Raw genomic sequence first — 19,111 nt, forward strand, 5'->3', positions numbered from 1 at the left:
ACCGAGCTGGGCACGCCCCAAACGGTGGCCGTGGCATAACTACGTCTGGGGTTTGGGGAGACTCAGTCTCAAACCGATTTATGCAACAAAGCCGATCGTGTGCCGCAACTCAATCCCTTGCGCCTCAAAGGTGGCTCGTTTTCGGCGATCTATCAAAATTTCTTCCACGCCAAAGCACTCAGAGAGATAGGCCCGCAAGTTGAGCTTGCGCCGTTGCCCCAGCAACATTGCACTCAAATGCCTAAGTACTGCCAACGTACTGTTGTTTAACGGGGTCTGTACACCTGCGGCGACGGCATCTAGCGCGTCAATGATCTTTGCCATAGCAGCGAACGCATCCTCATCCCAGATACGCGGCGCGTGCTGAGGACCACTACCAAGATCCTCGCCACATTGGTGACATCGTGACAACGCCACATCTGGCAAGGCACCTTGAGCCATATCTACCCGATGAAATGCCACGGAGGCACCACAAACATGGCAGCGATCGAGCAGGTAGCACGCATGACGAAGACAAAAAGTTTTCAAGCTCACGCGCCAAGTCTTGCGAAAATATGGCACCACGTCTTCCGCCAAGCAGCCAGGGCAGTACTGCTGCCCCAAGCCCTCGCGCTGGCGGTGATACATCTGCATGGTCTGAATCCACAAGAGGGTCCCAGTGGGATGAAAACGAGGATACAAGGTCCCTTCAAAAACCTGCAGTGTTGTCTTGCGCGCAATCTCTATCGGGGTTCCGGTATGCACAGACAGCGTCTCGACCAGCCAGCCCGGCGCCAGGCGGTCAATGTCGCGGTTCCAGACCTGCCTGCGGTTGCCAAAAATCAGATTGCAGAAGGTTTGAACCTTCATGCCATGGCCATGTGCAAGCCGCACCAGCCAGGATGAGAGCAATTCATCAGGCAGTGGTTTGTACCGGATCGGCCAAAGCTGCGTATTTGCCTTAGGTTCTTGGCGAACGGCACAGTTTATAGTGGCCGACGGTACATCTTGCGCTTGGAGGGTGGCACCCATTGCAGCCTCGCTATCTGATCAACCGTGATGCACTCTTCCCCGCTGCGGATTGCATCTACTGCTGCCTCCTTAACAAGGTCACAAATGTCACCCAGCATGGATTCACTGCGCGCATGGATCGCCATCATCAAGCCGGGAGCATGCAGTGCGGAAGGTTTACGCAGAGGAGAACGCCGCTCCAGCGTCATCAACAGAGCTCCAAGATCTGCACCAGGCGACCAGCGAGGCATTTCTATCGGAACAAAGCGGCTGGAGAGTTGCGGGTCCGCATTGAAGGCGTTGTAGGCCTCTTCAATGCCAGAGGCGACGATGCTCACCTTGGTTTCATTGCTCAAGCTCTTGAGTGCATTGCGAAATTCTCGCTGGCGATTCTGGCTACCCGCGATCAAATGGTGAATCTCATCAATGATCAGTACCCGGACCTCCATCTGGCGAAACAGCCGCTTGACCTGCGAATACTTCTCGTAGGCAGGAGCTGTGGGCTTGTACGGGCTCATCAAGGCATCTAGGATTCGGCTGTAGAAGTCAGCAATGTCTGGCTTGGGCGGCGCATCGACCATGAGCACGGGACAAATCGTAACTTCCTGGGTCGGATCAAGGTCAGGTGGATGCAACTCCATGAACCGCTCCAGAATCGATGTCTTGCCGCTATACGATGGGCCAACCAGCAGGTAGCAAGGCATTCGCGTGACCTTTGGATAGGTCAGCAGCTCCTCGAATTGGGCAAGCGCGGCTTTTGCATGGCCTAGAGAGAGCCATGATCCCGCTCGGATGAAGCGGATGCGCTCGTCATCCGATAGTCCCAGGGCCTCAATCGCCTTGGGTTGCAAATGGGCGAGATTGCCAGTGACCTTATTCATCGTCATCCAATGGGCGAATCTTGTCAGGATCGTAGCCCCTCAATGCAGGCGCAGTGCTGGAGGAGGCAACTGTACTGACTGTGGGCAGCTCAGCTTTCTTGGTCTCCCGCGCCTTGGCCTGCTGCACCCGTTGCTGCTTGGCACGTCGTGCAGTTTTGGTTTTGGCTGCGGCAGCGTCTTCAATCTCGCGCTGGCGAGTGATTAACGAAAATACCTCGCGCTCGCTGTATACATCAACACCGATCTCCTCCGCTTTCTTCTGGGCCGCACGCAACTCCCAGATGCTGACCGGCGGCAGTCCGCTATCCCGGTACGGAATCGGGAAGTAGCGCTGCAAATCAGGATCAAAAAAATACAGCGCGCTGATATCGCGTGGATCGTAGCGAAAGCGGAATTTGCGCGCATGCTTGGGATGGTCTGGATCACGCGCATTGACCCAAGGCCGCAATACGTCGTGAAAATAATGCACCCGGTCAATGACAACGCCATAGTCCTGCACAGTCCGCTCCTCGTATGGCATGAAATCCAGTCGCACCTTTTCTGTATCAGTGCGGCGTGGCGGCAAGCCCCGGCCAGGCTTTTTCTTGGTACCAAGGATACCTTCACGCCACTTGGTGAGAGGGGTCGTTCCGATGCCTGAATGGATGTCACGATGGTAGCGTGCAAACATCAGGACAAGCCATTTTTCAAGCTCATCGAAGGTCATGCAGGCATTGCCCTCGGCGTCATATTCGCCCTTTTCCGCAGGACCAGAAAAGGTTGCACCTTTCACTGCCTTGAGTTGTTGCGAGACCGTGCCCATCAAACGCTCAATGTGGGCTCCGTAGTGCGGCTGCTTGACAGGACGCAGATGGATATCAATGTGATACTCCTTACCAGCCGCAAGTAGCATGCGGCCCCGGAACTCGCGCGCATTGTCCATGTGCAAGACGTCCATCACGCCATAGAACGGCCATTCAATGTCGGCGCATCCCAAGCGAGCCATCCAGGACTCTTTGGGAAGGATGGCATGCGCCAAGCACATGCCTGCAGACATCGCAGACGGTGGATCCAATGCCAAGTACATACCCAGGCCTACCCGACTATTCACATCAATAGCCAGGGTGATCCAAGCGCGGTTAATCGGCTTGCGATGCTCGTCATCCACGATGATCACTGGCAGCAATGTATGGTCCACCTGGACCATGGCCAGGGGCCATTCCGCGTCAGGAATCGATCCTTTATTGATGGCAAAGCGCTGACGCGCTTGGTATGCGCCTTCCCGTTGTCTGACTCGATCCTGCTTGTCAATCCATCCCAGGTGGCGATAGATAGTGGAGGCAGATGGTAAGGGACTCAACCCTGCCGCATCGCACAGCCTGCGGATTTCTCGGACACCTTCGGCAAAGCTGGGCTTTTGTAGTGTCAGGTAGCGCTCAAGGATGTAGTGATCGACAATTAATTTCACCTCCGCGCTTAGACGACTACGCCCCTGCCCTCCAGCTCGGCGCTGAGGAAGCAGGGAAGACACAAGGCCCGTAGCCATGTAGTCTTTCAGCCATCGATAAATCGTGCTCACCCCCACGTTTGCCTGCGCAGCTGCCTCGGCGTAGTCTTGCCGCGACCGGTCGGAGCGCCCATGCAAGAGGGGCTCCAGAATCTTGAGCCGGTAGTCAGCCAGCGCCCATGCCTCCTCACTGATTTCTTCCAAGGCAATTTCGCGAGCAACTGCCTGCTCTTGCTCGGGGGAGCGGCTCGGAGCATTCAGCGAATCCAGCTTGAGCAAGACTTTTTCGCCCGAGACGACCTCGCGTGCGAGGACCAAGTTGAGATCCACGAGCCGCAAGACAATGTATTCGCGTTCATTGTGTTGAACACGCGCACCCTTGGTAATTTGCAATACCGAGGGCTTCTTGAGTGGAGCTGGGATAGACGCCATGTGGACTACGCCTCCAGCCATAGCGGCACATCATGGCCAAATGTGCTATCCAGATCGGTCTGAATCCGCCGCGTCGCAACCAAGTGCCAAAGCACAGGCAACCATCGGCCCCGTTCGTCATTCGTAGTGGCTATAGCCGCAATGACATCTTCTGATGACCCTTGGCCAGTGCAACGCCTCAGTTGTTCCAGCACCCTATCGCTGTCCTCGGGCGGTGGTATATCCCGGCGGTATCTACGCAGAAATTTGATGTTCGCCAGGCGAGGCGTTCTGATGTCTCGCTCTGTTTTTATGCAAAATTTCCAGCCCATTTCCTGAGCATACTGCTCCGCAGCAGCGAATTTGACCGCGTATTCTGCAGCGTTGCGATCCAAATCCACTGACGTTTTTACTTCAACCAATTCGCGGGCAGGCTCTATGCCGTCTGATCCTGGGTGAAACCTCACTAGAACGTCCGGAACATAGGAGCGCCCAGTAGGCAATGGATGCGCACTGGTTGTGCTTCATACCCGGCTACTCGAGGATCAAAGTCCAGGAGCAGCATGTACTCCTTCTCCAGCGGAGACTCAAATTCCACCATCTCACGCGAAAGCTCGGTCGCATGGCGTCCCGTGACAAACAAATGGTTCTTCGGAACTTTGCGAACTGGCATACGCATGACTCCTTGCTGTGAGACCTAGCCCAACCTAATCATTCGCATCTACTTCGATATTTATTCTCATCTTCTTCGAGAATTTTGGCAAAAATTTGTGGTTTTTTCCCATTTCCTTCGAGAATAGAACAGTGTAAGAACGTATTTACGATCTCCAACCGGCGCAACAGCCATTGGCAAAGCGAAAGCGGCAGGCATCTGCTGCTTTTTTCTTGGTGCCTGAACAAACAAGTTATTCAAGCAAGCGGCCTGAGGGACAAGGGCAAAAGCCGCGAGGTTTAGCCCAGTTCTTTGCAGCTATTGACCACGACTGCATACAGATCGCCAATGGTGGCCATGGCACTCTGGTGCAGCTGCAGGGCAGACACTGAGCCAGCGGCAGACTGCAACGGTCTTGTGGCGCAGGCACTGGCAACCACCGTGGGCTGGTTGCCGCGCAGGAAAGCGCCCTCGGCGGTGAAGGTGACGCACATATGGCTCATGAAACCGGCAATCACCACCTGCTTGTTGCCAGCCGCATCCACCTCTTGCGCCAAGCTGGTGTTGACAAACGCGTTGGGGGCACCTTTGATGACCACAGGTTCATCGGACAGGGGCGCCACACTGGCATGGATCTGGCCAATGTCGGCGCGAATATCGTAGGGGCTGCCTTCACCGCCATCGTGGATGACATGGATCACTTTGGCACCTTGCGCACGGGCCTGCGCCAAAAGCTGTGCAGCCGCATCGAGCGCTGCCTGCCAGCCGTCGAGCTCCATCACGCCTCGGGTATAGGTGTTCTGGTAGTCCACCAGAATCAGGGTCGATCGCGCCAGAGTGGCAGGCTGTGGATCCAATCCATTGAGTTCGCGTAAAGTGGCAGTGTTCATGGTTTCTCGCTGTATCAGTTGCAGGAACCGCCCAGTGACGGGGGATGTGAGGCATCTTAGGTAGCGACCGCCTGCCAGACAATGCCGTCTTTGCCGCAGAAACCGACATGCCCCGCCCTTGCCCCTGAAGAGACCCACATGCATCCCCCAGAACGCCGGATCGTGATTGTGCTGTTTGACCGCGTGGATCTGCTTGATGTCACCGGCCCACCCGAAGTGTTTGCGCTGCTGCAGCGCGAGATGACACAACCCACCGGCTACCGCGTTCTGCTCGCCGCCGAGACCATGGAGCCCATCACAACCTCCGCCGGCGTGCGCGTATTGCCGGATATCAACTTTGCCAGCCTCCGCAACCAGTCCATTGATACACTGGTGGTCCCCGGCTCAGTCGCCATTGATGACACGGGTCGGGTGCAGGCACTGGCCGATCCAGCGGTCGTGCAACGGGTCAAGACGCTGGCGTCTCAGTCCAGGCGCGTGGCATCGGTGTGCGTAGGCGCGCACATTCTGGCCGCCGCTGGCTTGCTGCGCGGCAAGCAGGCCACCACGCATTGGTCCACTGCAGCACAGCTGGCCCATGAACACCCCGACATTGATGTCGATGCAGATCGTATCTACATCCAGCAAGGCCACATCTGGACTGGAGCGGGCCTGACCACCTGCCTCGATCTGGCATTGGCGCTGGTAGCCGAGGACTTCGGCAATCCGCTCGCATTGCGCGTGGCGCGCCATCTGGTGATGTTTCTCAAGAGGCCCGGCGGACAAAGCCAGTTCAGCGTGATGCTGGAGCCGCTGTCCTCCACGCGCCGCATGGACGCCTTGCGCCAGTACATCGCGCAGAACCTGGCTCAGCCATTGTCGATGTTCGACCTGGCAGAGCAGATGCATGTCAGCGACCGGCAATTGGCACGTATCTTCAAGACCGAATTGGGCATGACACCTGCAGCCTACCTGGAGGCTGCCCGCGTTGAAGCAGCACGCCAGCAGCTCGAAGCCACCGATGCCTCGCTGGAGCGCGTGGCCGAGACCTGCGGCTTCCATACCACCGATACCTTGCACCGGGCCTTTCGCCGCAAGCTGGGCACCACGCCCACCGAGTATCGCAACCGCTTTCGCACGCAAGGAAGCTGAGCAACGCCCGGCTTCAGCTCTCCAGCAGCTCCGACGGGTCTTCCGCATCAATGACCTGCTGCGCCCAGCTGGCCAGCTGCCGCGTGTTCGCGCGCAGCACTTCCTGCTTGATGGCCAGAATCTGCGCAGGCTGCATGGAAAAGCTGCGCAGGCCCAGGCCCAGCAACAGCTTGGTGATGGCCGCATCCCCCGCCATCTCGCCGCACACGCACACTTCTTTGCCAGCGGCCTTCGCGGCCTGAATGACTTCCGCAATCAGGCGCAGCACTGCGGGGTGCAACGGATCATAGAGCTGCGCGACCGCCTCGTCCGCGCGGTCGATAGCCAGCGTGTACTGGATCAGATCGTTGGTGCCGATGGACACGAAATCAAAGTACTTGAGAAAGGTACGCACCGCAAGCGCCGCAGCCGGTATCTCGATCATCGCACCCAGCTTGACATGGCCCTGCGGAATATCGCGCTCACGCAACTCTGCCGATGCTTGTTCGACCAGCGCCAGCGTCTGCCGGATCTCGCTGACGTGCGCCAGCATCGGAAACAACAACTGCACCGGCCCATGTGCAGCGGCACGCAGAACGGCGCGCAGTTGCGTGCGGAACATGTCGGGATCGGCCAGGCTAAAACGGATAGCGCGCAGGCCCAGTGCCGGGTTCAGGTGGTAATCTTTGGGCTGCGCCTTGTCCAGCGGTTTGTCGGCGCCCACATCCAGCGTACGGATGGTGACAGGCATGCCCTGCATGCCTTCGAGCGCCTCCCGGTAGGCACGGTACTGCTCTTCTTCGCCGGGCAGCTTGCCGCCCCGGCCCATGAACAGAAATTCCGTACGAAAGAGCCCCACCCCCACAGCGCCTGCGTTGACTGCGGCGGGACCATCGCCCGGCTGCTCGATGTTGGCCAAAAGCTCAATGCGCTCGCCATCAATGGTGATTGATGGCGTATCGCGCAGACGCGACAGGCGTTCGCGCTCCAGGCGAATCTGGCGCTGCTTGAAGCGGTATTCCTCCAGCAGGATGGGCGAAGGATCCACAATCACTTCGCCCGCATCGCCATCAATGATGACCCAGTCGTCAGCACGGATGAGTTGGCTGGCCGTACGTGCACCCACTACCGCTGGAATATCCATGCTGCGCGCCACAATCGCCGTGTGGCTGGTCTTGCCCCCCACCGCCGTCACAAAACCGGCGAACACGCTTTGCTTGAACTGCAGCATGTCGGCAGGCGACAGATCGTTGGCAATCAGCACCATGGGCGCTTCACGGCTGCCTTCCACCCAGTCCTGCTGGTTCTCGGCGCCATCGCCTGCCGGTGCGCTGGCAGGCGCTTCCACCGGGCTGGAGACGCCCCGCATATGGCGCAACACCCGCTCCACCACCTGCTGCAGGTCGCCTTTGCGCTCGCGCAGGTATTCGTCATCCATCTCGTCAAACTGGCGGCACAGCAACTCCAGCTGCGCCGTCAGCGCCCATTCGGCGTTGTACAGGCGCTCGGTGATCAGTTGGCGCACGCCCGAGGAAAGCATGTCGTCCTGCACCAGCATCAGGTGCACATCCAGCAAGGGCGCCAGCTCCTGCGGGGCATCCAACCCCAGATCACTGCGCAGGTGCTGCAGTTCTTCGATGACAGCCAGACGCCCTTTGCGCACACGCTCGATCTCGCGCTCAATCTGCTCGGCTTCGATCAAGTAATGGGTCACATCCAGATGGCTGGACGCCGCCATCACTGCCCGACCAATGGCAATGCCCCGGGCCACTGCGATTCCGTGAATGGCAAATGTCATGCTGGGTTTCCTCTCTCTGGCTCGGCGCTCATGCCGCTCGGCAATGGCCCCATTTATACGCCTGCCCAAGCCCGATTCACCAAGCAGACCACATAATTTTGCGAGATTGCCGTGTCATAGAGGCGGTTTCGTGATGGCGCGCACCGCCTGTGCCCACATATATCTGGAAGGCGGATAGCTTTCACCCCGAAAGTTTGCCCAGAGGCACCTGCGGCATAAAAGGCATTGCAGCGCGTCGCGCCTGCAATGAAACCGCGCTCCGGAATGCGCGAAGCGCGGCTTATTCGCCTTCGCCGAATTTGTCGTTGATCAGCGTAAGCAGCGCCTCCATGGCCTGCTGCTCATCTGCGCCATCCGTCTCGATCGTCACATCGGTGCCAATGCCTGCTGCCAGCATCATCACGCCCATGATGCTTTTGGCATTGACACGGCGCTCTCCCCGGGTAATCCAGACCTCGCAGGCAAAACTGCCTGCCAGCTTGGTGAGCTTGGCCGAAGCGCGGGCATGCAGGCCCAGTTTATTGCTGATGGTGACAGTGGTCGTGATCATGGACTCGGGTATTTTGATTTTGTGGCGTGGTCTGGGTCACTTGCATGATGCCCTGGCTGCCGCCTGCAACTGCGCGAGCCACCAGACTGTCCAGCTCTTCTTTCCGGTAGCACAGCGCGCGCAGCAGCATGGGCAGATTCACGCCCGCCACCAGTCGCGTATCGGCACGCTGCTTGGCCAGCTCCTGGGCCACATTGTGCGGCGTGGCGCCAAATACATCGCTCAGCACCAGGAGCGGCCCGCTGCCGCCTTTGGCGACCAGCGCCTGTGCCTCCTGCAAGGTCACTACTGGATCGGCGCTCGCCTCCACGTCAAACGCCATCAAGTGCTCGCCGCTGTCGGGAAACACGTGCGCAGCACACTGCGCCAGCGCATCAGCGAGCGGTGCATGGGCGATCAACAGGATCCGATTGGTCATCAGAGGAAAACAAAAAGTGTCAATGGCATTGAAGCAATGTATGGCAAGTGCTTGGTGCATTGCAACATACTTGCAGTGTAGCGGTTATGCGGCAGCGCAACATCGGTAGTGTTGCTTAGAACATCTTCCACGATTCTGCGCAGCCGTATAAGCCACACTGGCATGCAATCGGAGAAGCGATAAAACCCTCAACGCAATTGCAAACCTTGTACAAAAGTATCACGCGCTGCAGCCGCCACAGGTTGACCAGGCGACAGCACCATGGCCTGGTAGACGCGCACACCACTGCTCTCCAACCGCGCAAACCAGCGCACATCTGCCACTACGGCGTCACCCTTTGCGTTGCGCCCGTCCCATTCCACCTTCATGGCCTGGGGCAGCTCCAACCCGCCTTTGATCAAATATGGCTCTCCCGCAGGAATGGTGGCCGGAAGCTGCAATTGTTTTTGTAGCGCTCGCTGCCAGCGCTCCAGCACTGCAGGTGCGTCCTGCGGCTGCCCAAGCAACACATGGGACACGGCCCACGTCGCGCCACCCGCTTCGCACCCCACCATGGACAATGGCACGCGGCCTGCCCCCCAGTCCACATCGCGAACAGCCTGGTCAGGCTTGCAGGGCAGCATGACCGTAAGGGGCGCGTCAGCCAGCGCCACCGTACGCCAGTTGAGCGCAGGGCTGCACGCAGCCAGCAGAACCAGAGCAGTGAAGGCACAGACGAGAGAGCGCATGGTGGCATTATCGCCAGTTGCCAGTTTCGGCGCGTGCCGCCCCTGCAGAAACGGGGATACGCCAACACTATCAAAAAAAGAGCTATCGGCGCTTACCCAACGGGAGGCTGGCTGCAAAATATCCAGGATCGGCCCTGCAGACCCGCAAAAACTGTGATGGCATCCTCAGCAGCCTTCCGACGCATAATGCGTCTGGTGCAGAACTTTCTGCCCTGCTTTTGATCCCACCGCAATGGCCAACAAATCCTCCACCTCATTGATCGCCGGCCTCGCCATCGCAGCAGCAGTAGGCGTGGGCGCCTACGTGTACCACGGCACTGGCCAGGCAGCCGCGCCCGAGAGCCAGTTCGTGCTGCTCAACGGCACGACCAAGACCACGGCAGACATGAAGGGCAAGGTGACGCTGGTCAATTTCTGGGCTACCAGCTGCACCACCTGCGTGGCCGAGATGCCTGAAATCATCAAGACCTACGACAAGTACAAGGACAGGGGCTACGACACGCTGGCTGTCGCCATGAGCTACGATCCGCCCAGCTATGTGGTCAACTTCGCAGAGTCGCGCAAGCTGCCATTCAAGGTTGCAATCGACAACACCGGCACAATCGCCAAGGACTGGGGCGACATTCAGTTGACACCCACCACCTTCGTCGTCAACAAACAGGGCAAGATCGTCAAGAGCTATGTCGGCGCGCCAGATTTTGCCGAACTGCACAAGCTGATCGAAAAACTGCTTGCAGAAGCCTGATGCGCCACCAGCCATCAAAAGCCGCCTCGGCCAAGGCGGCTTTTTGCTTCCAGCTTGCCGCTGCTTCCGATCATGAGCACATGCAGTCAAAGTGCGTGGGGCTTTTCTGTTGCAGTGCAGCATAGGCGGGGCGCTACACTGCCCTTTCCTTCATTACGTACCCAGGCCGTGGACAGACCCGAGATAACGCTCATCCACCCGACAAGCCCAGAAGAGCTGGCAGCGACACGCGAAATTTTTGTGGAATACGCAGGCACCTTGGATGTGGACCTGGATTTCCAGGGCTTTGAGGAAGAACTGGCCGAGTTGCCCGGCGAATACGCTGCGCCGCGCGGCAACCTGGTGCTGGCACTTGTGGAAGGCACCGTGGCTGGCTGCTGCGCCCTGCGCGCTATCGATGATGTGGACTATGCCAACGCCTGCGAGATGAAGCGCCTCTATGTGCGCAAGGCGTTTCGCGGCTTTGGCCTGGGCCGCCAACTGGTAGACCACACCTTGACCACCGCAGCACAGCTGGGCTACGACTGCATACTGCTCGACACACTGGACAGCATGGAATCGGCTCGCGCGCTGTATGCTGATTTCGGTTTCGAGGAAATTCCGCCGTACTACCACAACCCTATTGCGGGTACGCACTACCTCAAGGCCGAAATTCGGCTATAAACCATCAAAAACAATAGCATTAAGTGTCATAAAAATAAGGCCAGAAGCTATTTTCATGCAAATTTCAGTGCATGAGGCGCTTCCAATGTGTTCACAGCGTCGATACCCACCACATCACCGCAGCACACACCAGAGCCAGCACCAACGCCATCAGACGCGAACCCGCAGTGTCCCGGGATGCGGGCAGTGCGGGTGCCATCGAGGCAACCCCTAACTGCTTGTCCCCGTGGATCATTGGACGAATGAGCGGTTTCTTGAGCCGTACGATATAGAACACGATAGCTGCGATATGCAAGCCAATCAGGCCCAGCAACAGCCATTGGCCAACGTGTGCATGGTAGTAGGTTGCCTGTCCGGTGGTGGCACCCGATACAAAGCGAGCCAGCGGCCCGGCAAAAGCAATTTCATCATCACTCATCAAGCCGCTGAGCACCTGCGCTGCAAGCAGCACCAGCATGGCCAGCACGGCCCAGGCACCCGTCGGGCTGTGGCCCACGTCATCGCGCGCATCCGGCTTGCCTCCAACATAGCCCAGCACCCGGCTTGGCGACAGCGCCAACTGCCCAAAACGCGACCAATAGCCCCCCGCCACGCCCCACAACAGCCGGAACAGCAACAACGCCCCGATGGCGTACCCGCATCGCTGGTGCCACAGCATGGCATTGCCGCCAATCTTGACCGTGACAAATGCGCCGATGAAGCACAGCACCAGCAGCCAGTGGAACAAGCGCGTGGGAAGGTCCCAAACGCGGATAGAAGGTGCAACGGAGTTCGTGGAAGTGGTCATGGTCTTGGACTGCGGGATGTGCTACAAAGCGGTCAGCGATCGCATTGTGGAGCACATTCTGGCAGGCTGGCAACCGGCCAGGCGCTCCGCCCCATGCCCCATCGCCGTGCCATACAGTCCCCGCAATACTGATAAAAGGACGTCCCCACTATGATGAAAAAACACCCTCTGCTCGCCGCCCTGGCTTGTGCCGCTGCTCTTTCGGGCTTCAGTACGGGCGCTTCTGCCCAGTTTGCCAAAGCCGAAGACGCCATCAAGTACCGCCAGTCAGCCTTGTTTGTGATGGCCCAGCACTTTGGGCGCGTGGGCGCCATGGCCAACGGCAAGGTGCCCTTTGATGCCAAGGCAGCCGAGCAGAACGCCGATATCGTGGCGCAAATGGCCAAATTGCCCTGGGCCGGGTTTGAGGCTGCACACGAAGGTGGCAAGGCCAAGCCGGAAATCTGGAAGGAGCAAGCCAAGTTCAAAGACCTGGCAGACAAGATGCAGGCGGAAACCGTCAAACTCGCTGCCGCTGCCAAAACCGGAGATCTGGACAAACTCAAGGCTGCTTTTGGCCCAGCAGCGGCCAGCTGCAAGGCCTGCCACGACGACTTCCGCAACCGTTGATACCGCGCATGACCACCTGCCAGGCTTTACCTCTGCCACGGTAAGGCCTCGCCATGGTGCGACAACCGCGCGAGCCTTGAGCCTCGTAAAAAAAGCACGCCTAGGCGTGCTTTTGCGCAATTGAGGACTGATCGCACGCTTGCTACTGGCAAGCGCTGCCCGGCCCTGGGGCCTCCATCAAGCCTTGGCTTGCTTGAGCATCGTTTCCGCATCGCTGACTTCGAACTTGCCAGGACCTTCCACGTTCAGCGTCACGACCTTGCCGTCCTTGACCAAGGCCGAGTAACGGTTGCTGCGCAGGCCCAGGCCCTTGCCATTGAGATCCAGCGTCAGGCCGGTGGCCTTGGCGAACGCTGCATCACCATCACCAATCATGCGCACCTTGCCTTCGGTGTGCTGGTCCTTGCCCCAGGCACCCATCACAAAGGCATCATTCACCGACAGGCACCAGATTTCATCCACGCCTGCGGCTTTGAATTCAGCAGCCTTTTCTACATAGCCAGGCAGGTGCTTGGCCGAGCAGGTAGGGGTGAACGCGCCAGGCACGGCAAACACGGCCACGGTCTTGCCAGCAGCTTCCTTGGCCACGTCAAATGCATTGGGGCCCAGGCTGCAGCCGTTGCCTTCGACAGCGACAAACTCGCTCAGCGTTACGGATGGCAGCGAATCGCCAACTTTGATCATGGTGTACTCCTTGTAAATTGCCAATCTGGCAGTTGAGCCACATCCATCCGGATGCGGCCATAAAAATGGCTCCCAATACCTTGCTGCGCAGGATTACTGCCCAAAAGAGGTTTTGTTCGGGAACGGCACGGCGAAAAAAAACGACCCACAGATTGTGGGTCGTTTTTCAAGTTGCGTTGGCGCAAGTCAAAAAAGACTTAAACCAGAGCAGCCTTTTGCACCAAACGGGTAGCCACCCAGTTCTTGGTCTTGGAGAGCGGACGGCTCTCGGTGATCTCGATGGTATCGCCCATCTTGTACTCGCCCTTTTCGTCGTGGGCGTGGTACTTGCTGGACTTGATCATGATCTTGTCATAGATAGGGTGCTTCACGCGACGTTCCACCAGAACGGTCACGGTCTTTTCACGCTTATCGCTAACCACCTTGCCAATCAAGGTGCGCTTGAGGGATTTTTTAGCTTCCGTCATGTCGGCTCCTATTACTTGGCGGCTTGCTTTTCAGCAAGAATGGTCTTGGCACGAGCCACGTCACGGCGGGTAGCCTTGAGCGTAGCGGTGTTACCCAGTTGTTGCGTTGCCTTTTGCATGCGCAGACCAAAGTGAGCCTTTTGCAAGGACTTGATCTCGGCTTCCAGGCCAGCAACGTCTTTTTGGCGCAGTTCAGCAGCTTTCGTCATTTCGATTTCTCCTGATTAAGCGCCAAGTTGACGGGTCACGAACGTGGTGCGCAGCGGCAGCTTGGCGGCAGCCAGGCGGAACGCTTCACGGGCCAGTTCTTCGGGCACGCCAACGATCTCAAACACCATCTTACCGGGCTGAATTTCAGCCACGTAGTACTCTGGGTTGCCCTTACCGTTACCCATACGGACTTCGGCTGGCTTGGTCGAGATTGGCTTGTCAGGGAACACGCGGATCCAGATACGGCCGCCACGCTTGACGTGACGAGAGATTGCACGACGTGCAGCCTCGATCTGGCGGGCCGTCAGGCGGCCGCGGTCCGTGCACTTCAGGCCGAAGTCACCGAAAGCAACGGAGTTACCACGCGTTGCGATGCCGGTGTTGCGACCCTTTTGCTCCTTGCGGTATTTGCGGCGAGCAGGTTGCAGCATAGTTATTCTCCTTTACCGTCCGCTGCTGTAGCGGGCGCGTCAGTCTTGCGAACGCGCTTAACGGAATCGGCACCAGCGCCGGCAGGCTTGTCGCTGCCGTCTGCAGGAGCCACATTACCACCAGCGGCACGACGTGGGCCACGCGATGGACGATCGCCATTGCGGTTGTCACGACGTGGACCGCGTGGACGACGCTCTTCTTCAGGACGTGGCGTCTCTGCCGCTGGCAGATCGTTACGGCCCAGAGTGTCACCCTTGTAGACCCACACCTTGACACCGATGATGCCGTAGGTGGTCTTGGCTTCAGAGAAGCCATAGTCGATGTCGGCACGCAGGGTGTGCAGAGGCACGCGGCCTTCGCGGTACCACTCGGTACGTGCGATGTCGATACCGTTGAGACGGCCCGACGACATGATCTTGATACCTTGAGCGCCCAGACGCATCGCGTTCTGCATCGCACGCTTCATGGCGCGACGGAACTGGATACGCTTTTCGAGCTGCTGGGTGATCGAGTCAGCAATCAGCTGGGCATCGATTTCAGGCTTGCGCACTTCTTCGATGTTCACAGCGACTGGCACGCCCAGGCGAGCAGCGAGTTCCTTCTTCAGGTTCTCGATGTCTTCACCCTTCTTGCCGATCACAACACCAGGACGAGCCGAGTAGATCGTGATACGGGCGTTCTTGGCAGGACGCTCGATCAGAACGCGTGCCACGGCAGCGTTCTTCAGCTTCTCTTTCAGGTACTCACGAACCTTGATGTCTTCGGCCAGCATGCCGGCGAAATCACGGTTGCTTGCGTACCAGCGGCTAGCCCAGTTGCGGCTCACCGCCAGACGGAAGCCGGTAGGATGGATTTTCTGTCCCATATTCTTCCTTTAGGCCTCAGTTACCAACCGTCACGTAGATGTGGCAGGTAGGCTTGCTGATGCGGTTGCCGCGGCCCTTGGCGCGAGCGGTGAAACGCTTGAGCGTTGTGCCCTGCTCGACGAAGATGGTCTTGACCTTCAACTCGTCGATGTCAGCGCCGTCGTTGTGCTCAGCGTTGGCGATAGCGGACTCCAGAACCTTCTTGACGATCACAGCAGCTTTTTTCTGCGTGAACTCGAGAATGTTCAGAGCTTGGTCAACCTTCTTGCCGCGGATCAGATCCGCAACCAGACGGCCTTTGTCAACCGACAGGCGAACGCCGCGGAGGACTGCACGTGTTTCAGACATGGTCTACTCCTTACTTCTTCGCCTTTTTGTCGGCAGGGTGACCCTTGAAGGTGCGCGTCAGGGCGAATTCGCCCAGCTTGTGGCCCACCATCTGGTCGGTTACATACACGGGCACGTGCTGCTTGCCGTTGTGCACGGCAATGGTCAGACCGATGAACTCGGGCAGAACCATGGAGCGACGCGACCAGGTCTTCACTGGCTTCTTGTCCTTGGTGGCGATGGCCTTTTCAACCTTTGCCAGCAAGTGATGGTCAACAAACGGGCCCTTTTTGAGAGAACGAGTCATTTGTTACCCCTTACTTCTTACGGCGCGACACGATCATGGTCTGTGTGCGCTTGTTGTTACGGGTACGGTAGCCCTTCGTCAGATTGCCCCATGGGTCAACTGCGTGACGGCCTTCACCGGTCTTGCCTTCACCACCGCCATGTGGGTGGTCAACTGGGTTCATCACCACACCGCGAACGGTTGGGCGGATACCCATCCAACGCTTGACACCGGCCTTGCCCAATTGGCGCAGGCTGTGCTCTTCGTTGGCGACTTCACCAATGGTTGCGCGGCATTCGATATGCACCTTGCGGACTTCGCCCGAACGCATACGCACTTGAGCGTAGACGCCTTCACGAGCCAGCAGGGTTGCCGACGTACCAGCGGAACGAGCGATCTGCGCACCAGCGCCGATCTTCAGTTCGATGCAGTGGATGGTCGAACCCACAGGGATGTTGCGGATCGGCAGGGTGTTACCCACGCGGATCGGCGCTTCAGAGCCGCTGATGATGGTTGCGCCCACTTCCAGGTTACGAGGAGCAATGACGTAACGACGCTCGCCGTCTGCATAGCACACCAGAGCGATGTGAGCGGTACGGTTAGGATCGTATTCAATGCGCTCAACCTTGGCGGGGATACCGTCCTTGTTACGCTTGAAGTCCACCACACGGTAGTGGTGCTTGTGACCACCGCCCTTGTGACGGGTAGTAATGTGACCGTTGTTGTTGCGACCGGCCTTCTGGAACTGAGGCTCCAGCAGGGGGGCGAAACCTTCACCCTTGTGCAGGTGGCTGCGGGTCACCTTCACCACATGGCGTTGGCCTGGGGAAGTTGGTTTGAGCTTGATAACAGCCATGATTAAGCAGCCTCCCCGAGGTTCAGCTCTTGACCGGGCTTCAGGCGGACATAAGCCTTGCGAACGTTGTCGCGGCGGCCAATGGTCTTGCCAAAGCGCTTGGTCTTGCCCTTGGTGTTCACCACAGACACGCCCAGCACCTCAACCTTGAACATCAATTCCACAGCGGCCTTGATTTCTGGCTTGGTAGCGTTCTGCAGCACCTTAAACGTCACAGCGTTGGACTTTTCAGCAACCAGGGTGGCCTTTTCGGACACGATGGGAGCGACCAACACTTGCATCAGACGACCTTCGTCAAACTTCAGCGTGCTCATGCGAACATCTCCTTGAGTTTGTCGATCGCGCCCTTGGTGACGAGCACTTTCTTGAAATGCACCAGCGACACTGGATCAGCGTAGCGTGGCTCGACCACGAACACGTTCTTCAGGTTGCGCGATGCCAGGTACAGGTTTTCGTCCACTTCTTCAGCGATCACCATCACCGAGTCCAGGTTCATGGACTTGAACTTGTCAGCCAGAGCCTTGGTCTTTGGCGAATCCACCTTCAGCGATTCCACCACGGCCAGACGGCCTTCGCGAGCCAGCTGCGACAGGATGGAAGCCATACCGGCGCGGTACATCTTCTTGTTGATCTTCTGCGTGAAGTTTTCTTCAGGCAGATTCGGGAAGATGCGACCGCCGCCACGCCACAGAGGCGAAGACGACATACCAGCACGTGCACGGCCAGTACCCTTTTGCTTGAAAGGCTTGGCGGTGGTGTGGCTTACTTGTTCACGGTCTTTCTGAGCACGTGTGCCTTGACGGCCATTGGCGCGGTAAGCAACGACGATCTGGTGAATCAGGTCTTCGTTGAAATCACGACCAAACACGGTCTCAGGAGCGTCCACTTGGGATGCTGCCTTACCTTGTTCGTTCAGGAGTTCGAGCTTCATTAGTTCGCTCCTTTAGCGGCTGCCTTGACAGCGGGGCGCACGGTCACGAAGCCATTCTTCGCGCCAGGGATCGCACCCTTGATCAACAGCAGTTGACGGGCTTCGTCGATGCGAACCACGTCGAGATTCTGGGTAGTCACGGTCTCATCGCCCATGTGACCGGTCATGCGCTTGCCGGGGAACACGCGACCTGGGTCTTGTGCCATACCGATCGAGCCGGGAACATTGTGCGAACGGCTGTTACCGTGCGAAGCACGCTGCGAGCTGAAGTTGTGACGCTTGATGGTACCGGCGTAGCCCTTACCGATCGAGGTGCCTTGCACGTCGACCTTTTGGCCCACTGCAAAGATCTCGGTCACTGGCAGGGAAGCACCTGCGGCATACTTGCCGGCAGTGTCTGCACCAACGCGGAATTCCTGGGTGATTTCACCGGCTTCCACACCTGCCTTGGCCAGATGGCCAGCGGCGGGCTTGGTCACGCGCGAAGCGCGGCGTTGACCAAAAGTGACCTGCAGGGCCACGTAGCCGTCGTTCTCTTGGGTTTTGACCTGGGTCACGCGGTTGTTAGATACATCCACCACGGTGACAGGCACTGCATCGCCGTCATCCGTGAACAGGCGCATCATGCCTACCTTACGGCCCAGCAACCCGAGGGAGTTGCTTTGACTCATTTGTTGCTCCAAAACTTCCGCCACCGAAACTGCAATTGGCTCGGTGTTGCACAAGGCCAAAAGCCCCTTGCACGAAAGAAGGTTGATAAAAACTTCGCGCTCACACCCTCAATGAAAAGATCATTCAGATAGCTAAAGCACGAAGCCATAAATTCTAACGCGAACTTCCCAAATAGGCAAGTTCGCGTCAGAAAGGGCTATTGACCACATCCGGAGATGTGGTTTTCAGGCCTTATTGCAGTTTGATTTCGACGTCCACGCCGGCAGCCAGGTCCAGCTTCATCAGAGCGTCAACGGTCTTGTCGGTAGGATCGACAATGTCCATCAGACGTTGGTGAGTGCGGATTTCCAGCTGGTCACGCGAAGTCTTGTTCACGTGGGGCGAACGCAGGATGTCGAAGCGCTTCATGCGGGTCGGCAGTGGCACTGGCCCCTTCACGATAGCGCCGGTGCGCTTCGCGGTTTCCACGATTTCGGCAGCCGACTGGTCGATCAGCTTGTAATCAAACGCCTTCAGGCGGATGCGGATTTTTTGCTTGGACATTGTGTATTCCTTGTTATTGAAAAGGATTACGCAATGATCTTGGCAACCACGCCAGCGCCAACGGTACGGCCACCTTCGCGGATAGCGAAGCGCAGACCTTCTTCCATAGCGATAGGAGC

Annotated in this window: 26 protein-coding genes and 1 pseudogene; 4 read left to right on the forward strand and 23 right to left on the reverse strand. The window is 58.1% G+C overall.

From position 1 onward, the window contains the following. Window positions 1-78: 78 nt before the first annotated feature. From HNP33_RS20155 to HNP33_RS20175, 5 genes are all read right to left on the reverse strand, one after another. On the reverse strand, window positions 79-1,011 hold the full coding sequence (locus tag HNP33_RS20155) for a TniQ family protein (protein ID WP_184711672.1): 933 nt from the start codon (window positions 1,009-1,011) through the stop codon (window positions 79-81). Beyond that, a complete protein-coding gene (locus HNP33_RS20160; RefSeq protein WP_184711671.1) occupies window positions 966-1,871 on the reverse strand; it encodes a TniB family NTP-binding protein in 906 nt (301 codons plus the stop codon). Before HNP33_RS20160 ends, HNP33_RS20155 begins: the two co-directional genes overlap by 46 nt. Then, window positions 1,864-3,789, reverse strand: a complete 1,926-nt coding sequence (locus HNP33_RS20165) for a Mu transposase C-terminal domain-containing protein (protein WP_184711670.1) — start codon at window positions 3,787-3,789, stop codon at window positions 1,864-1,866. Before HNP33_RS20165 ends, HNP33_RS20160 begins: the two co-directional genes overlap by 8 nt. 5 nt (window positions 3,790-3,794) lie before the next feature. Continuing rightward, window positions 3,795-4,235, reverse strand: a complete 441-nt coding sequence (locus HNP33_RS21380; protein WP_184711669.1) for a TnsA endonuclease C-terminal domain-containing protein — start codon at window positions 4,233-4,235, stop codon at window positions 3,795-3,797. Between the two features lie 484 nt (window positions 4,236-4,719). Beyond that, the gene (locus HNP33_RS20175) at window positions 4,720-5,310 is read right to left on the reverse strand and encodes an isochorismatase family protein (RefSeq protein WP_184711668.1); all 591 of its coding nucleotides are present in this window, start codon (window positions 5,308-5,310) and stop codon (window positions 4,720-4,722) included. A gap of 138 nt (window positions 5,311-5,448) precedes the next feature. Here HNP33_RS20175 and HNP33_RS20180 point away from each other — a divergent pair, with 138 nt between their 5' ends. Beyond that, the gene (locus HNP33_RS20180; RefSeq protein ID WP_184711667.1) at window positions 5,449-6,441 is read left to right on the forward strand and encodes a GlxA family transcriptional regulator; all 993 of its coding nucleotides are present in this window, start codon (window positions 5,449-5,451) and stop codon (window positions 6,439-6,441) included. Window positions 6,442-6,454: 13 nt separating this feature from the next. Here HNP33_RS20180 and ptsP read toward each other — a convergent pair whose 3' ends face one another. The 4 genes from ptsP to HNP33_RS20200 all read right to left on the reverse strand — a co-directional run bounded on the left by ptsP (window position 6,455) and on the right by HNP33_RS20200 (window position 9,914). Then, entirely contained in the window at window positions 6,455-8,218 is a 1,764-nt protein-coding gene (gene ptsP, locus HNP33_RS20185; RefSeq protein WP_184711666.1) for a phosphoenolpyruvate--protein phosphotransferase, read from the reverse strand. Window positions 8,219-8,498: 280 nt separating this feature from the next. Further along, a complete protein-coding gene (locus HNP33_RS20190) occupies window positions 8,499-8,768 on the reverse strand; it encodes an HPr family phosphocarrier protein (protein WP_184711665.1) in 270 nt (89 codons plus the stop codon). Beyond that, window positions 8,737-9,186, reverse strand: coding sequence for a PTS sugar transporter subunit IIA (locus tag HNP33_RS20195; protein WP_184711664.1), 450 nt, complete (start codon window positions 9,184-9,186; stop codon window positions 8,737-8,739). Before HNP33_RS20195 ends, HNP33_RS20190 begins: the two co-directional genes overlap by 32 nt. Window positions 9,187-9,374: 188 nt before the next feature. Further along, window positions 9,375-9,914 carry a hypothetical protein gene (locus tag HNP33_RS20200; RefSeq protein WP_184711663.1) on the reverse strand — a complete coding sequence of 180 codons (540 nt, stop codon included), beginning with the start codon at window positions 9,912-9,914 and terminating at the stop codon, window positions 9,375-9,377. A 232-nt stretch (window positions 9,915-10,146) separates the two neighbouring features. Here HNP33_RS20200 and HNP33_RS20205 point away from each other — a divergent pair, with 232 nt between their 5' ends. Together HNP33_RS20205 and HNP33_RS20210 are read left to right on the forward strand one after the other, a co-directional pair. Next, the gene (locus HNP33_RS20205) at window positions 10,147-10,659 is read left to right on the forward strand and encodes a TlpA disulfide reductase family protein (RefSeq protein WP_184711662.1); all 513 of its coding nucleotides are present in this window, start codon (window positions 10,147-10,149) and stop codon (window positions 10,657-10,659) included. Window positions 10,660-10,827: 168 nt separating this feature from the next. Continuing rightward, complete coding sequence (locus HNP33_RS20210; RefSeq protein ID WP_184711661.1) at window positions 10,828-11,322, forward strand: GNAT family N-acetyltransferase; 495 nt, start codon at window positions 10,828-10,830, stop codon at window positions 11,320-11,322. A 91-nt stretch (window positions 11,323-11,413) separates the two neighbouring features. On the opposite strand, the gene HNP33_RS20215 is transcribed toward HNP33_RS20210, so the two are convergent. Further along, a complete protein-coding gene (locus HNP33_RS20215) occupies window positions 11,414-12,109 on the reverse strand; it encodes a cytochrome b/b6 domain-containing protein (protein ID WP_184711660.1) in 696 nt (231 codons plus the stop codon). Window positions 12,110-12,259: 150 nt separating this feature from the next. On the opposite strand from HNP33_RS20215, the gene HNP33_RS20220 reads away from it, so the two are divergent. Continuing rightward, window positions 12,260-12,718: a c-type cytochrome gene (locus tag HNP33_RS20220; protein WP_418903868.1), complete on the forward strand. Its 459-nt coding sequence runs from the start codon at window positions 12,260-12,262 to the stop codon at window positions 12,716-12,718. Between the two features lie 177 nt (window positions 12,719-12,895). Here HNP33_RS20220 and HNP33_RS20225 read toward each other — a convergent pair whose 3' ends face one another. The 13 genes and pseudogenes from HNP33_RS20225 to HNP33_RS20285 form a co-directional block, all read right to left on the reverse strand. Next, window positions 12,896-13,402 (reverse strand): peroxiredoxin, encoded by a 507-nt coding sequence (locus HNP33_RS20225; protein ID WP_184711659.1) that lies wholly within the window; start codon window positions 13,400-13,402, stop codon window positions 12,896-12,898. A gap of 197 nt (window positions 13,403-13,599) precedes the next feature. After that, the gene (gene rpsQ / locus HNP33_RS20230) at window positions 13,600-13,869 is read right to left on the reverse strand and encodes a 30S ribosomal protein S17 (protein ID WP_184711658.1); all 270 of its coding nucleotides are present in this window, start codon (window positions 13,867-13,869) and stop codon (window positions 13,600-13,602) included. A gap of 11 nt (window positions 13,870-13,880) precedes the next feature. After that, on the reverse strand, window positions 13,881-14,078 hold the full coding sequence (gene rpmC, locus HNP33_RS20235; protein WP_184711657.1) for a 50S ribosomal protein L29: 198 nt from the start codon (window positions 14,076-14,078) through the stop codon (window positions 13,881-13,883). A 15-nt stretch (window positions 14,079-14,093) separates the two neighbouring features. Then, a complete protein-coding gene (gene rplP, locus HNP33_RS20240) occupies window positions 14,094-14,510 on the reverse strand; it encodes a 50S ribosomal protein L16 (RefSeq protein ID WP_184711656.1) in 417 nt (138 codons plus the stop codon). A gap of 2 nt (window positions 14,511-14,512) precedes the next feature. Next, complete coding sequence (gene rpsC / locus HNP33_RS20245; RefSeq protein ID WP_184711655.1) at window positions 14,513-15,376, reverse strand: 30S ribosomal protein S3; 864 nt, start codon at window positions 15,374-15,376, stop codon at window positions 14,513-14,515. Window positions 15,377-15,392: 16 nt separating this feature from the next. Continuing rightward, a complete protein-coding gene (gene rplV / locus HNP33_RS20250; protein WP_021025597.1) occupies window positions 15,393-15,725 on the reverse strand; it encodes a 50S ribosomal protein L22 in 333 nt (110 codons plus the stop codon). Window positions 15,726-15,735: 10 nt separating this feature from the next. Then, on the reverse strand, window positions 15,736-16,011 hold the full coding sequence (gene rpsS, locus HNP33_RS20255; protein ID WP_003059413.1) for a 30S ribosomal protein S19: 276 nt from the start codon (window positions 16,009-16,011) through the stop codon (window positions 15,736-15,738). Between the two features lie 10 nt (window positions 16,012-16,021). Next, window positions 16,022-16,846, reverse strand: a complete 825-nt coding sequence (gene rplB, locus HNP33_RS20260) for a 50S ribosomal protein L2 (RefSeq protein ID WP_184711654.1) — start codon at window positions 16,844-16,846, stop codon at window positions 16,022-16,024. Between the two features lie 2 nt (window positions 16,847-16,848). Next, window positions 16,849-17,160, reverse strand: coding sequence for a 50S ribosomal protein L23 (rplW, locus tag HNP33_RS20265; RefSeq protein WP_184711653.1), 312 nt, complete (start codon window positions 17,158-17,160; stop codon window positions 16,849-16,851). Beyond that, window positions 17,157-17,777 (reverse strand): 50S ribosomal protein L4, encoded by a 621-nt coding sequence (gene rplD, locus HNP33_RS20270; RefSeq protein WP_184711652.1) that lies wholly within the window; start codon window positions 17,775-17,777, stop codon window positions 17,157-17,159. Before rplD ends, rplW begins: the two co-directional genes overlap by 4 nt. Then, a complete protein-coding gene (gene rplC, locus HNP33_RS20275) occupies window positions 17,777-18,448 on the reverse strand; it encodes a 50S ribosomal protein L3 (protein WP_184711651.1) in 672 nt (223 codons plus the stop codon). Before rplC ends, rplD begins: the two co-directional genes overlap by 1 nt. Before the next feature lie 232 nt (window positions 18,449-18,680). Beyond that, window positions 18,681-18,992, reverse strand: a complete 312-nt coding sequence (rpsJ, locus tag HNP33_RS20280; protein WP_021025591.1) for a 30S ribosomal protein S10 — start codon at window positions 18,990-18,992, stop codon at window positions 18,681-18,683. A gap of 26 nt (window positions 18,993-19,018) precedes the next feature. Then, window positions 19,019-19,111: pseudogene (locus HNP33_RS20285) on the reverse strand (elongation factor Tu); the annotation flags it as partial.

Origin of the sequence: Comamonas odontotermitis (genome assembly GCF_014207855.1) — a bacterium.
In the GTDB taxonomy this organism is placed as follows: domain Bacteria; phylum Pseudomonadota; class Gammaproteobacteria; order Burkholderiales; family Burkholderiaceae_C; genus Comamonas; species Comamonas odontotermitis_A.

Coding starts and splice junctions, on each gene's coding strand:
- HNP33_RS20195 (WP_184711664.1), bottom strand. CDS start 9,186: ATGACCAATCGGATCCTGTTGATCGCCCATGCACCGCTCGCTGATGCG.
- HNP33_RS20220 (WP_418903868.1), top strand. CDS start 12,260: ATGATGAAAAAACACCCTCTGCTCGCCGCCCTGGCTTGTGCCGCTGCT.
- HNP33_RS20155 (WP_184711672.1), bottom strand. CDS start 1,011: ATGGGTGCCACCCTCCAAGCGCAAGATGTACCGTCGGCCACTATAAAC.
- HNP33_RS20205 (WP_184711662.1), top strand. CDS start 10,147: ATGGCCAACAAATCCTCCACCTCATTGATCGCCGGCCTCGCCATCGCA.
- rplB (WP_184711654.1), bottom strand. CDS start 16,846: ATGGCTGTTATCAAGCTCAAACCAACTTCCCCAGGCCAACGCCATGTG.
- HNP33_RS20175 (WP_184711668.1), bottom strand. CDS start 5,310: ATGAACACTGCCACTTTACGCGAACTCAATGGATTGGATCCACAGCCT.
- HNP33_RS20225 (WP_184711659.1), bottom strand. CDS start 13,402: ATGATCAAAGTTGGCGATTCGCTGCCATCCGTAACGCTGAGCGAGTTT.
- HNP33_RS20160 (WP_184711671.1), bottom strand. CDS start 1,871: ATGAATAAGGTCACTGGCAATCTCGCCCATTTGCAACCCAAGGCGATT.
- HNP33_RS20215 (WP_184711660.1), bottom strand. CDS start 12,109: ATGACCACTTCCACGAACTCCGTTGCACCTTCTATCCGCGTTTGGGAC.
- HNP33_RS20200 (WP_184711663.1), bottom strand. CDS start 9,914: ATGCGCTCTCTCGTCTGTGCCTTCACTGCTCTGGTTCTGCTGGCTGCG.
- HNP33_RS20165 (WP_184711670.1), bottom strand. CDS start 3,789: ATGGCGTCTATCCCAGCTCCACTCAAGAAGCCCTCGGTATTGCAAATT.
- ptsP (WP_184711666.1), bottom strand. CDS start 8,218: ATGACATTTGCCATTCACGGAATCGCAGTGGCCCGGGGCATTGCCATT.
- rpmC (WP_184711657.1), bottom strand. CDS start 14,078: ATGACGAAAGCTGCTGAACTGCGCCAAAAAGACGTTGCTGGCCTGGAA.
- HNP33_RS20180 (WP_184711667.1), top strand. CDS start 5,449: ATGCATCCCCCAGAACGCCGGATCGTGATTGTGCTGTTTGACCGCGTG.
- rpsS (WP_003059413.1), bottom strand. CDS start 16,011: ATGACTCGTTCTCTCAAAAAGGGCCCGTTTGTTGACCATCACTTGCTG.
- HNP33_RS20190 (WP_184711665.1), bottom strand. CDS start 8,768: ATGATCACGACCACTGTCACCATCAGCAATAAACTGGGCCTGCATGCC.
- rplC (WP_184711651.1), bottom strand. CDS start 18,448: ATGAGTCAAAGCAACTCCCTCGGGTTGCTGGGCCGTAAGGTAGGCATG.
- rplD (WP_184711652.1), bottom strand. CDS start 17,777: ATGAAGCTCGAACTCCTGAACGAACAAGGTAAGGCAGCATCCCAAGTG.
- rpsC (WP_184711655.1), bottom strand. CDS start 15,376: ATGGGACAGAAAATCCATCCTACCGGCTTCCGTCTGGCGGTGAGCCGC.
- rpsJ (WP_021025591.1), bottom strand. CDS start 18,992: ATGTCCAAGCAAAAAATCCGCATCCGCCTGAAGGCGTTTGATTACAAG.
- rplW (WP_184711653.1), bottom strand. CDS start 17,160: ATGAGCACGCTGAAGTTTGACGAAGGTCGTCTGATGCAAGTGTTGGTC.
- rpsQ (WP_184711658.1), bottom strand. CDS start 13,869: ATGACGGAAGCTAAAAAATCCCTCAAGCGCACCTTGATTGGCAAGGTG.
- rplV (WP_021025597.1), bottom strand. CDS start 15,725: ATGTCTGAAACACGTGCAGTCCTCCGCGGCGTTCGCCTGTCGGTTGAC.
- rplP (WP_184711656.1), bottom strand. CDS start 14,510: ATGCTGCAACCTGCTCGCCGCAAATACCGCAAGGAGCAAAAGGGTCGC.